This is a genomic window from Pseudomonas cremoris (genome assembly GCF_014230465.1).
Genome location: NZ_JAAXCY010000019.1, coordinates 62,124 through 74,616 on the forward strand (window position 1 = coordinate 62,124; position 12,493 = coordinate 74,616).

11 protein-coding genes are annotated in these 12,493 nt (G+C 60.2%); 4 read left to right on the forward strand and 7 right to left on the reverse strand.

Features of this window, described 5'->3' with window-relative positions; all coding sequences use genetic code 11:
* Nucleotides 1-69: 69 nt before the first annotated feature.
* Together HF257_RS31880 and sugE are read left to right on the forward strand one after the other, a co-directional pair.
* Entirely contained in the window at nt 70-1,035 is a 966-nt protein-coding gene (locus HF257_RS31880; protein WP_185710597.1) for a bile acid:sodium symporter family protein, read from the forward strand.
* 106 nt (nt 1,036-1,141) lie between these two features.
* On the forward strand, nt 1,142-1,456 hold the full coding sequence (sugE, locus tag HF257_RS31885; RefSeq protein ID WP_010166396.1) for a quaternary ammonium compound efflux SMR transporter SugE: 315 nt from the start codon (nt 1,142-1,144) through the stop codon (nt 1,454-1,456).
* A 119-nt stretch (nt 1,457-1,575) separates the two neighbouring features.
* On the opposite strand, the gene HF257_RS31890 is transcribed toward sugE, so the two are convergent.
* The 3 genes from HF257_RS31890 to HF257_RS31900 form a co-directional block, all read right to left on the reverse strand.
* Complete coding sequence (locus HF257_RS31890) at nt 1,576-3,444, reverse strand: MFS transporter (RefSeq protein WP_185710596.1); 1,869 nt, start codon at nt 3,442-3,444, stop codon at nt 1,576-1,578.
* Nucleotides 3,445-3,512: 68 nt separating this feature from the next.
* Nucleotides 3,513-4,661 (reverse strand): TDT family transporter, encoded by a 1,149-nt coding sequence (locus HF257_RS31895; protein ID WP_185710595.1) that lies wholly within the window; start codon nt 4,659-4,661, stop codon nt 3,513-3,515.
* 97 nt (nt 4,662-4,758) lie between these two features.
* Nucleotides 4,759-5,946, reverse strand: a complete 1,188-nt coding sequence (locus HF257_RS31900) for an MFS transporter (RefSeq protein WP_185710594.1) — start codon at nt 5,944-5,946, stop codon at nt 4,759-4,761.
* Between the two features lie 91 nt (nt 5,947-6,037).
* On the opposite strand from HF257_RS31900, the gene HF257_RS31905 reads away from it, so the two are divergent.
* On the forward strand, nt 6,038-6,577 hold the full coding sequence (locus tag HF257_RS31905; protein ID WP_185710593.1) for a TetR/AcrR family transcriptional regulator: 540 nt from the start codon (nt 6,038-6,040) through the stop codon (nt 6,575-6,577).
* A gap of 79 nt (nt 6,578-6,656) precedes the next feature.
* Here the strand turns inward: HF257_RS31905 and HF257_RS31910 are convergent, their stop codons facing one another.
* The 4 genes from HF257_RS31910 to HF257_RS31925 all read right to left on the reverse strand — a co-directional run bounded on the left by HF257_RS31910 (nt 6,657) and on the right by HF257_RS31925 (nt 9,820).
* A complete protein-coding gene (locus tag HF257_RS31910; RefSeq protein ID WP_185710592.1) occupies nt 6,657-7,436 on the reverse strand; it encodes an ABC transporter permease in 780 nt (259 codons plus the stop codon).
* Nucleotides 7,433-8,365 (reverse strand): ABC transporter ATP-binding protein, encoded by a 933-nt coding sequence (locus HF257_RS31915; RefSeq protein ID WP_185710591.1) that lies wholly within the window; start codon nt 8,363-8,365, stop codon nt 7,433-7,435. Before HF257_RS31915 ends, HF257_RS31910 begins: the two co-directional genes overlap by 4 nt.
* A 134-nt stretch (nt 8,366-8,499) precedes the next feature.
* Nucleotides 8,500-9,117 (reverse strand): glutathione S-transferase family protein, encoded by a 618-nt coding sequence (locus HF257_RS31920; RefSeq protein ID WP_185710590.1) that lies wholly within the window; start codon nt 9,115-9,117, stop codon nt 8,500-8,502.
* 43 nt (nt 9,118-9,160) lie between these two features.
* Nucleotides 9,161-9,820 carry a transglutaminase-like domain-containing protein gene (locus HF257_RS31925; protein WP_185710589.1) on the reverse strand — a complete coding sequence of 220 codons (660 nt, stop codon included), beginning with the start codon at nt 9,818-9,820 and terminating at the stop codon, nt 9,161-9,163.
* A 157-nt stretch (nt 9,821-9,977) separates the two neighbouring features.
* Between HF257_RS31925 and HF257_RS31930 the strand changes: the two genes are divergently transcribed.
* Complete coding sequence (locus HF257_RS31930) at nt 9,978-12,425, forward strand: acyl-CoA dehydrogenase (protein ID WP_185710588.1); 2,448 nt, start codon at nt 9,978-9,980, stop codon at nt 12,423-12,425.
* The last annotated feature ends 68 nt before the right edge of the window (nt 12,426-12,493 follow it).

Sequence of the window (12,493 nt, forward strand, 5' to 3'; positions counted from 1 at the left end):
CGAGCAAGCCCGCTCCCACATTTGATCGCATTTACAATTCAAAAAATCTAACAACAAAGGCCATTTACCATGCGCGCACTCGCCGCACTCAGCCGCTTCGTCGGCAATACCTTCGCCTACTGGGTGCTGATTTTCGCGGTGCTCGCCTTCTTTGAGCCAAGCTGGTTCATCGGCCTGAAAACCGCCATCGTGCCGCTGTTGGGCCTGGTGATGTTCGGCATGGGGCTGACCCTCAAGATTGATGACTTCGCCGAAGTTGCCCGCCATCCGTGGCGCGTGGCCTTGGGCGTGGTCGCACACTTCGTGATCATGCCGGGCGTGGCGTGGTTGCTGTGCCAGGCGTTCCATCTGCCACCGGAAATTGCCGTCGGCGTGATCCTGGTCGGTTGCTGCCCAAGCGGCACCTCGTCCAACGTCATGACCTGGCTGGCCCGAGGCGACCTGGCGTTGTCGGTGGCCATCGCCGCCGTCACCACCCTCCTCGCCCCGCTGCTCACTCCGGCGTTGATCTGGCTGCTGGCCTCCGCCTGGTTGCCGGTCTCGTTCATGGAGTTGTTCTGGTCGATCCTGCAAGTGGTGCTGTTGCCGATCATCCTGGGCGTTGTTGCGCAACGCGTGCTCGGTGAGCGAGTGCGCCATGCGGTAGATGTATTGCCACTGGTGTCGGTGGTGAGCATCGTGATCATCGTCGCGGCGGTGGTTGCCGCCAGCCAGGCGAAGATCGCCGAGTCGGGCCTGCTGATCATGGCCGTGGTGATGCTGCACAACAGCTTCGGCTACTTGCTGGGCTACTTCACCGGCCGCGTGTTCAAGTTGCCGTTGGCGCAACGCAAGTCGCTGGCACTGGAAGTGGGCATGCAGAACTCCGGTTTGGGTGCCGCCTTGGCCAGCGCGCACTTCTCGCCGCTGGCGGCGGTGCCGAGTGCGCTGTTCAGCGTCTGGCACAATATTTCCGGGGCGTTGCTGTCGACGTACTTCCGCCGCATGAGCGAAAAGGAAGACCGCCGCGCACTGGAAAATACCCCGCAAACTTGATCGCCCGATCAATATTCGGCACTCTACCGAGCTTCGCGGGGACGACCTCGCGACGCTCTCAAGCGCCTAATCCGGGGACGACCCCACGTCTATAGAGAGGGTCATCATGTCCTGGATCATTCTGTTCTTTGCGGGTTTGTTTGAAGTCGGCTGGGCCGTCGGCCTGAAGTACACCGATGGTTTCAGCAAGCCACTGCCTACTGCCCTGACGATTGCCGCCATGGCCATCAGCCTTGGCCTGTTGGGGCTGGCCATGAAGGAACTGCCGCTGGGCACCGCCTATGCCATCTGGACCGGAGTCGGCGCCGTGGGCACCGTGATTGCCGGGATTATCCTGTTTGGGGAGTCCATGGCGTTGTTTCGGTTGGCCAGTGTGGCGCTGATTATTTGCGGGCTTATCGGGCTCAAGATCAGCGCTTAAGCCACTACCGCCTTCGCGAGCAAGCCCGCTCCCACATTCGACCGAATTCCACCTTTGGAATGCGGGCGAATGTGGGAGCGGGCTTGCTCGCGAAGAGGCCGGTACATCCAACACAAAAACTACCTGACACTTCCCCGCAACTCACCCACCACCTCTTGCAACCTGGCAGGCGTCGGGCCTTCCACCGGCGCCCCCGCCACCAACACCACCCGCGACCAGATCCGGTGAAAGAACCCCTTGTTCGGATCGCGACTGAAAAAACTTCCCCACAGCCCCTGCAACGCCAGCGGAATCACCGGCACCGGCGTTTCCTCCAGGATCCGCGTCACCCCACCGCGAAACTCATTCATCTCACCATTGGCGGTCAATTTGCCTTCGGGGAAGATGCACACCAACTCCCCTTCCTTCAGATACTGGGCGATGCGCGTGAAGGCCTTTTCGTAAATCTGAATATCCTCATGGCGCCCGGCAATCGGAATCGCCCCGGCGGTACGGAAGATGAAATTCAGCACCGGCAAGCGGTAGATCTTGTAGTACATGACAAAGCGAATCGGTCGACGCACTGCGCCGCCAATCAACAGCGCATCGACAAACGAAACGTGGTTGCACACCAGCAACGCCGCGCCTTCGTCCGGGATCACTTCAAGGTTGCGATGCTCCACGCGGTACATGGAATGGCTCAGCAGCCAGATCATGAAACGCATGGTGAACTCGGGAACGATCCTGAAGATATAGGTGTTCACCGCGATGTTAAGCAGTGACACCACCAGGAACAGCTCGGGAATCGACAGCTTGGCCACGCTGAGCAGCAGGATCGACACGATGGCCGATACCACCATGAACAATGCATTGAGGATGTTGTTGGCGGCGATGACCCGCGCCCGCTCGTTCTCGGCAGTGCGCGACTGGATCAACGCATACAGCGGCACGATGTAAAAACCGCCAAACACGCCCAACCCGAGAATATCGAATAGCACCCACCAGGCTTGACCGTAGCTGAGCACCGCCAGCCAGTCGTTGGCCTGCACATTCTGCGGGAAGCCACCGGAGTGCCACCACAGCAACAGGCCGAACACCGTCAGGCCAAAGGAGCCGAACGGCACCAGGCCGATTTCCACCTTGCGCCCGGAGAGTTTTTCGCAAAGCATCGAACCCAGTGCGATACCCACCGAGAAGACGGTGAGAATCAGCGTCACCACGGTTTCGTCGCCGTACAACCATTCCTTGGCGTAAGCCGGGATTTGCGTCAGGTAGATCGCGCCGACAAACCAGAACCACGAGTTGCCGACGATGGAGCGCGACACCGCAGGCGTCTGCCCCAGGCCCAGGCGCAAGGTGGCCCAGGATTCACTGAAAATGTTCCAGTTCAAACGCAACTCGGGGGTCGACGCTGCCGCCCGCGGAATACTGCGGCTGGCCAGGTAGCCGAGCACTGCCACGCCGACAATCGCCACCGCCACCACCGGTGCGTAATGGGTGGACGACATCATGATCCCGGCGCCAATGGTGCCGGCCAGGATCGCCAGGAACGTGCCCATTTCCACCAGTCCGTTGCCACCCACCAGCTCATCTTCATGCAGGGCCTGGGGCATGATCGAGTACTTCACCGGGCCGAACAACGCCGAGTGCGTACCCATGGCAAACAGCGCCAGCAGCATCAGTTCCAAGTGGTTGAACATGAACCCGGTGGCGCCCACCGCCATGATCACGATCTCGCCGATCTTGATCGCGCGGATCAATGCGTCCTTGTTGAATTTCTCGCCAAACTGCCCGGCCAGCGCCGAGAACAGGAAGAACGGCAGGATAAACAGCAGCGCGCACAGGTTGACCCAGATCGAGCGGTCACCGTCGATGGTCAGCTTGTAGAGAATGGCGAGGATCAGCGATTGCTTGAAGATGTTGTCGTTGAAAGCGCCCAATAACTGGGTGATGAAAAACGGCAGGAAGCGCCGCGTGCGCAGCAAGGTGAATTGCGAGGGGTGGCTCATCGTCCGTGTACCTGCGTGGCCTGTTAGGCTTTTATTGAAAAACAGGCCACGACTTTACCTAATCCCGCTTACTTATTCCCTAGTCCCGCAATACAGGGTGAAACAAAAAGCTCACCTTTATAGGCGCCCTGCACGGTGCGCTTGGCAACAATCAGCCACATCAGCGCCAACGCCACCACCAGTACGCTGCCAAATACACTGAAGAAACCCAGGTGCAACAGGCTCGCCAGCTTCAATGTGGCCAGGGCGTATACCCCCAGCGGGAAGGTGAAGCCCCACCAGCCGAGGTTGAACGGGATACCGGAACGCAGGTACCGCAGAGTGATCAACACGGCGATCAACATCCACCACAGGCCAAAGCCCCACAGCGTAATGCCCGCCACCAGGCCCAGACCGTTGGCCATTTCGCCGACGCCAGGCAAGCCGTTGGCGGCGAAGATCGCCGGCGCATCACCGCCGAGCAACAACATGCCCAACGCACCGGTGCCGATGGGCCCCAGGGCCAGCCAGCTCGACGCGGCCATATTGGCGTGGGGCAATTTATGCAGGGCCATGCGCAGCATCAAGATGGTGAGGATGCTAAATGCCACTGGCAGGGAAAACGCCCACAGCACGTAGCTGGTCACCAGCATCACCAGTTGCGAATGGGCGTCGGCCAAGTGTGGCGCCAACAGGCCACCACTGGCGGCGGCGACTTCGGCGGCAACCACCGGCAGCAGCCATACGGCGGTCATCTGGTCGATGCTGTGTTCCTGGCGCGTAAACATCATGAACGGGATCAGCACGCCGCACGCCAAGGCCATGGCCACGTCCAGCCACCACAAAGCTTCGGCCAGCGGTATGACATCGCTGCCCCAGCGCGGCAGACCAAACAGCAGCAAACCGTTGAGAATGGTCGCGAGCCCCATGGGAATGGTGCCGAAGAACATCGAGACCGTAGAGTGCCCGAAGATCCGTCGCGCCTCATGGAAAAACATCACCCAACGGGCGGCGTACAGGATGCTGAACAACACAAACAGGCCGATGGTAAACAACCACAGCCCTTCGGTAATGGCATGCACGCCGGGCAGGTTGATCGGCAGTTGCGCCAGGGCCAGCGCGAGCACGCCGGTGCCCATGGTCGCAGCGAACCAGTTGGGGGTGAACTGGCGAATCACTTCCCGTGGACGGGTCAGGTGACTGAATGGCTTGTAGCTGATGGTATTCGAACAGGTCATGTGGAAATTCCTCCTCCTCGCATGAGGTTGAGATCATGGTAGAACCTTATCGAATATCTATATAACGGGTAATTTCTCTAACTGTTATCTGTTTTCCCTATATACGAACGTTGCGACTGGCCGAATCCCTTGTCAACTGCCCCGCCAAGGCACCCAGCGCCAGTAAGATCAGCACGGCGCCATAACCGTCGGTGGTTGCAATCAAGCCATACACACGGCTCAGATTTCCCGCCAGCAACGCCGGTAGGCAAAATGCCAGGTAGCTCAGCACATAGAACGCCGACATCAAGCCGGCCCGCTCATGGGGCAATGCCAGCCCGACAATACTGCGCACGCTGCCCATAAAACCGCCGCCAAAGCCGAAGCCGGCGATCACACTGGCGATAAAAAACAGCCCTAAGCTGGCGGTTTGAACCGCCACCAGCAGCAAGGCCACACCTGCGGCCAGCAACACCGCCGACAGGCGCATGACCTTATCCGCCGGGCGCTCCCGCAGGCTGTAGATCATCACCGCACCGCTCAAGGTTACGACCGCCACCAATCCGCCACCGATCAGATGGGATGTGGAGCCGGTCGCAGCCCGCACCAGCGATGGCGCCAGCGAAGAAAAGAACCCGCCCAACGCCCACACCGCCACATTCAATGGCATGGCCAACCATAACGCCCGGCGCGCTTGTTCCGGCACATGCAGGGTCGGCGCCAGCGACTTCAAGGCACCCGGTATGCGGCTGACGGTTTCCGTCAGGCGCCCTACGTACAGCGCTTGCAGCACCATCAACCCCAGCATCACCACATAAATCAGTTGGGTCGGCCGAGGCGCAAACTCCACCAGCAGGCCACTGCCCAGGCCACCGCTGGCCATGCCCAGCAGCGGCGCCAAACTATTGAGAATCGGGCCGCGTACACGGTCGGTGTCCAGCAGCGTCGCACTCAATACCGCCGTCGCCATGCCGGTGGCAAAACCTTGTAGCGCACGGGCGGCAATCAGGTAAGCGGTGCTGTCGGCGTTGATAAACAGCAGCATCGCCACGATATTCAGTAGCAAGGCTACAAAAATAACCGGCTTGCGCCCCAAGTAATCCGACAGCGACCCCACGGTCAGCAACGCCGCCAGCAGGCTGACGGCGTATACGCCGAAGATGACTGTGAGCATGGCTGCGGAAAAGTGCAGGTTGTCCTGATACACCTGATACAGCGGCGTCGGCGCGCTGGAGGCGGCAAGAAAGGTCAACACCGTGACGACCAGGAATGTCAGGCTCGAACGGTTGGAAGAAGGAAGGGACATGGGCACGCTCCGCTAAAGCTAATATTTTGCTTTTGCGGAGTGTGCTACCAGCGCGCGCTTAAAGCAAATTCTTTGTGTTAAGGTTTTACGCATGGCAATTAAAGAAGGCCTTCGCCCGGGGGGCCGCAGTGCCCGGGTCCAAGAATCAGTGCACACCGCCACGCGCGAATTGCTGGAAGCCCATGAGCGTTCCAGCGTTACCGTGCCGATGATTGCTGCGCGCGCGGGCGTTACGCCCTCCACCATCTATCGGCGCTGGGGCGACCTCTCTGCCCTGCTCGCCGACGTGGCGCTGGAGCGCATGCGCCCCGACAGCGAGCCGGCCAACACCGGCAGCTTGCGTGGCGACCTGCAAGCCTGGGCCGAGCAGTACTTGGATGAGATGAGTTCGGAGCCGGGGCGCAACATGATGCGCGATGTGCAAAGCAGCCAGACACCAGGGTATTGCATGACCCTGATTGGTGGGCAATTGCAGACGATTGTGGACCGCTATCCTGATAGCCCAGCACCCAACGTGGACCGGTTGATCAATCTGCTGGCGGCGCCGACGGTGTTCAGGATTTTGTTTGGGAGTGCGCCGCTGCAGGTCGAAGAACTGCACGAACTGATCGAATTGGCGCTGAAAGGCTAAAGCCAGCTACCACATTGTCCTGAATACGCTCCAAAAAAAACGGCCTCAATTGAGGCCGTTTTTTATTGCGAACTGTCGCTTACGTACGCATCCCGCGCCCGCTCACCAACAACTTCGCGCAGCCGACATACAGCACCACCGTCGCCACCAGCATGAACGTGATCGCCACGCTGATCTTGATATCCGACACCCCCAGGATGCCGTAGCGGAAGGCGTTGACCATGTGCAACACCGGGTTGGCCAGCGACACGGTCTGCCAGAACGGCGGCAACAGAGTGATGGAATAGAACACCCCGCCCAGGTAGGTCAGCGGCGTCAGCACGAACGTTGGGATGATCGAAATATCATCGAAGTTGCGCGCAAACACGGCGTTGATAAACCCCAGCAGCGAGAAGATCGTCGCCGTCAGCACCACCACCAGCAAGGTAACCCCCAGGTGATGCACCTGCAGGTGGGTGAAGAACAGCGAGAGCAACGTCACAATCACCCCCACCATCAGCCCGCGCAGTACGCCGCCCAGGGTGTAGCCGATCAGGATGGTGTGCGGCGACACCGGCGACACCATCAGTTCTTCGATGGAACGCTGGAACTTGCTGCCGAAGAAACTCGACACCACGTTGCCGTAGGAGTTGGTGATCACCGACATCATGATCAGCCCCGGCACGATGTACTCCATGTAGGTGAAGCCACCCATGTCGCCGATCTGGCGACCGATCAGGTTACCGAAGATCACGAAGTACAAGACCATGGTGATCGCCGGCGGCAGCAATGTCTGCGGCCAGATCCGGGTAAAGCGCTTCACTTCGCGATAGACGATGGTTTGCAGCGCGACGAGGTTGGGTTGCAGTTCGGAACTCATACCGCCACCTTCGCCAGATTTTTCTCCACCAGGGACACGAACAACTCCTCGAGGCGATTGGTTTTATTACGCAAGCTCAACACTTCGATGTTCTGGGTTGCCAACTGCGTGAACAACGCCGTGATGCCCATGGCCTTGTCCACCTGGACTTCCAGCGTGTGGCTGTCGACCAGGCGGCTCGGGTAGCCGAGCAACTGCGGCGCTACCGACAGGTTGTTTTTCAGGTCGAGCACGAAGGTTTCCACATGCAACTGGCCCAGCAGGTTACGCATGCTGGTGTTCTCGACAATGGTGCCGTGGTCGATGATGCCGATGTTGCGGCACAGCTGCTCAGCCTCTTCCAGGTAGTGGGTGGTGAGGATGATGGTGATGCCCTTCTCGTTCAGCTCGGTGAGGAAGGTCCACATCGAACGACGCAGCTCGATGTCCACGCCAGCGGTGGGCTCATCGAGGATCAGCAGGCGCGGCTCGTGCACCAGCGCGCGAGCAATCATCAGGCGCCGCTTCATCCCGCCGGACAGCGAACGCGAAGGCACGTCGCGCTTGTCCCACAGGCCCAACTGGGTCAGGTACTGCTCGGCGCGTTCCTTGGCGATTTTCGCCGGGATGCCGTAGTAACCGGCCTGGGTCACGACGATGTCGAAGGTCTTTTCAAACTGGTTGAAGTTGAATTCCTGGGGCACCACGCCGATGGAACGCTTGAGCGCCGCCGGGGATTTGTCCAGGTCATGTCCGAAGATATTCACCGTGCCGCTGGTTTTGTTGACCAGGGTCGAGAGGATACCGATGGTGGTGGATTTGCCGGCGCCGTTAGGCCCAAGCAAGGCGAAGAAGTCACCTTCGGCAACGTCCAGATCGATACCACTCAGGGCCTGGAAACCGTTGCCGTAGGTTTTGGTTAGCTGCCGGATGGACAGAGCGGAACTCATATCGGATTACGCACCAAAGAAGGGAATAGAAAGAATAGATGAGGGCGCAGCCCACGTAGTTCAACGGCGGCGCATGACAAGCATGGTGCTTGCCCGCGCCGCACAAGTACAGTCACCTGTATTAATAGTCAGTATTAAGTCAACGCAGTCATGACCGCTTTGCGGTAGGCCGGACGTTGCTGCAGGCGCGCATACCAGGCCTCTAGATTGGGCATCGCAGGCCGTTCGATGGGCATTTCAAACCAGGCGTAGGCAAAACAGCCCAGGGGGATATCGCCCATGCCGATCTCGTTGCCTGACAGATACGGCTGTTCGGCGAGGGCTTTTTCCACCGTACTCAGTGCTTCGATGCAGGCTTGGCGCCCGGCATGGATGTTGTCCCAGTTCTGTTTTTCCGCCGGGGTGCGCAAGATGCCCCAGAACACAATCTTGAACGGTTCGGCCAGGGTCGAGGTGGTCCAGTCCATCCACTTCTCCGCACTGGCCCGGGCTTTCAGGTCTGTCGGGTACCAGCTGGAGCCCTGCTTGGCGCACAGGTAACGCACGATGGTGTTGGACTCCCACAGCACGAAGTCGCCGTCCTCGATCATCGGCACCCGACCGTTGGGGTTCAACGCTCGGTACTGCGGCGTGTCAACCACGCCAAACGCCCCGCCCGCATCAATTGCTTCATAGTCCAGGCCGAGTTCCTCGGCGCACCACAGTGCTTTCCTGACGTTTGATGAATTTTTACGACCCCAGATTTTCAGCATGACCGTGCCTTATCGTTTGGTGAGCGCAGCAGCATACGCCGGATCACGCGCGGCTTAAATCGGTCTGCATGTCCCCCAGCAACTCGGGCATGTCCTCGCCAAACAAATGCGGGTAACACTGGCGAATATGCGCGAAGAAAAACGCCTCGGGCACGTCATTAAACTGACCGTGGTCCACCACGTACTCCATCGAGCGCTGGCCCTGGCGGTTGAAGGCATGGAAGACGCTGTCGTTGATCCCATCGAATTCCAACGGCGGAACATCAAACAGGTCGCACAGTTGCTGGTTGAACGCCGGCGTGGCCTTGACCCAACGCCCGTGCAGATACAGCTCGGTGTAACCGTGCATGGCGAACACATCGCTTTTGAGCAACGCGATCAAGCGCGGCGTCGACAAATGATTACGCACATCCGCCAGGCCGATGCGCGCCGGGATGCCGCAATGGCGTGCACAAGCGGCGAGCAGCGTGGCCTTGGGCACGCAGTAGCTTTCGCGAACGCTCAGGGCGTAGCTGGCGTTCAAGGTCTCTGGGTCGCGGCTAAAGGTGTAGGGGTTATAGCGAATCGCCTCACGCACCGCGTAATAAAGACTGACTGCCTGGTCACATAAATCTGCGCTGGGCCCGCGGTGTTTTTCGGCGAACTCCACCACCGCAGGGTGGTCACTATCGATGAAGCGGCTGGGACTCAAGTACGTATCCATGCGCGTTATCTCCGAAGGAAGCCTGGAGTCTAACCACAGGCCTGCCGGGTAGATAACGACGATTCGGCCAATTCTCGTTACACCCTGATCACCCGCTTGCTCGGATGCCGACTAAGCTCCTTGGTGGTTTCGCCCCTGGTTTCACGGAGGATTGAATATGCTGTTGTTGTGGATACTGGTTCTGGTGGTCGGCATTGCCTACCTGGCACACCGCCGTACTGCGCCCCTGCCCGCCCTGGGCGTGGTCGCCGTCTACCTCTTGGCGATGGGCGCGTGGAGTCACGCGCCAGGCTGGCTGCTGCTGATCTTCTGGGTGCTGATCGCTGCCGTCGCCGCGCCTTTGCTGCTGCCTGACCTGCGCCGCCAATACTTCACCAAACCGCTATTTAGCTGGTTCCAGAAAGTCCTACCGCCGATGTCCGAAACAGAGCGCGATGCCATCGATGCCGGCACGGTGTGGTGGGATGGCGAGCTGTTCAGCGGCCGCCCTGACTGGGAAAAGTTGCTGGCCTACCCCAAGGCCCAACTGACCGAAGAAGAACAGGCGTTTATCGACGGCCCCACCGAAGAACTCTGCGCGATGGTCAGCGACTGGGAAATCGGCCAGGCCATGGACCTGCCGCCCGCCGCCTGGGAACACATCAAGACCCACGGGTTCTTCGCCCTGATCATTCCCAAGGAATACGGTGGCAAGGGTTTCTCGGCCTACGCCCACTCCCAGGTGGCGATGAAACTCGCTACCCGCAGCGGCGACCTGGCGTCTACCGTCATGGTGCCCAACTCCCTCGGTCCCGCCGAACTGCTGCTGCACTACGGCACGGACGAACAACGCAACCATTACCTGCCACGCCTGGCCCGTGGCGATGACATCCCCTGCTTTGCCCTCACCGGCCCACTGGCCGGCTCCGATGCCGGCGCCATGCCGGACACCGGGGTGATCTGCAAGGGTGAATGGGAAGGCAAGGAAACCCTCGGCCTGCGCCTGAACTGGGAAAAACGCTACATCACCCTCGGCCCGGTCGCGACCTTGCTGGGCCTGGCCTTCAAGGCTCATGACCCCGACCACCTGCTGGGCGACGAGGAAGACCTGGGCATCAGCCTGGCACTGATTCCTACGGACACCCCCGGCGTGGACATCGGCCGTCGCCATTTGCCCCTCGGCGCCGCCTTCATGAACGGCCCCAATTCCGGCAAGGACGTTTTCATCCCGCTGGAATTTCTCATCGGCGGCCAGGAAATGCTCGGCAAGGGTTGGATGATGTTGATGAACTGCCTGTCGGTAGGCCGTTCGATCTCCCTGCCGGCCGTGGGCACCGGCGCGGCCAAGTTCACCAGCCTGGTAACCGGCCAGTACGCCCAGGTGCGTGAGCAATTCAACGTACCGCTGTCGGCCTTCGAAGGTATCCAGGAAGCCTTGGCACGTATCGGCGGCAACGCCTGGCTGATGGACAGTGCGCGCATGCTCACCGCCAACGCAGTCGACCTGGGGGAAAAACCCTCGGTATTGTCGGCGATCCTCAAGTACCACCTCACCGAGCGCGGCCGTGAATGCATCAGCCACGCCATGGATGTGCACGGCGGCAAGGGCATCATCATGGGCCCGAACAACTACTTGGGCCGCAGTTGGCAGGGTGCGCCGATCTTCATCACCGTGGAAGGCGCGAATATCCTGTCGCGCAACCTGATGATCTTTGGCCAGGGCGCCATCCGTTGCCATCCGTTCGTGCTCAAGGAAATGGCCCTGGCCGGTCGTGAAGACCATGACCAGGCGTTGAAGGAGTTCGATGGCCTGCTGATGCAACACATCGGTTTTGCCGTGAGCAACGCCGCCAGCACCCTGGTGCTGAACCTCGGGATCGGCCACTTCGAGAAAGCCCCCGGCAATCGCTTGAGCCAAGGCTACTTCCGTGCACTCAACCGCCAAGCCGCAGCGTTCGCACTGCTTGCCGACTTGAGCATGATGTTGCTGGGTGGCGAGCTGAAGCGCCGCGAACGCCTGTCCGCCCGCCTGGGCGATGTGCTGAGCCACATGTACCTGGCCTCGGCGGCGCTCAAGCGCTATCACGACCTGGAGTCGCCAGACCATCTGGAGCCGCTGTTCGCCTGGGCCATGGAAGAAAGCCTCGGCAAATCGGAGCAGGCGCTGGATGAACTGCTGAGCAACTTCCCGAACAAAGTGCTGGGCTGCCTGCTGCGGGTGATCGTGTTCCCGTTCGGACGCCGCCATACCGGCCCGTCCGACGCACTGGACGCCGAAGTCGCGGCAGTGATCGGCCGTGCCAAAGGCGACCCGACCCTGGAAGAATTGCTGGCAGGCTGCTACCGCCCGCAATCGGCGGAAGATCCAGTGGGCGCTCTGCAACACGCCTACGACCTGCTCGGCGCCAGCCATCCGTTGCAGAAAAAACTGCACACAGCGCTTAAAAGCGGCCAAGTCAAACCGAAGGCCGGCGAGCACGCCATCGACGCAGCACTGGAAGCCGGCGTGCTGCAACCGGGCGAAGCACAAACCCTGCGTGACGCCGAAGCGGCGCGACGCAAGGTGATCGACGTGGATGATTTCAGCAAGGAAGAGCTGACCCACACCGAGGGTAAAATCCGCTGAGTCGAGCGGTCATATAAAAACGGGCGCGTGAGCTATATACTCTCGCGCCCGTTTTTGCTTTAGAGGAC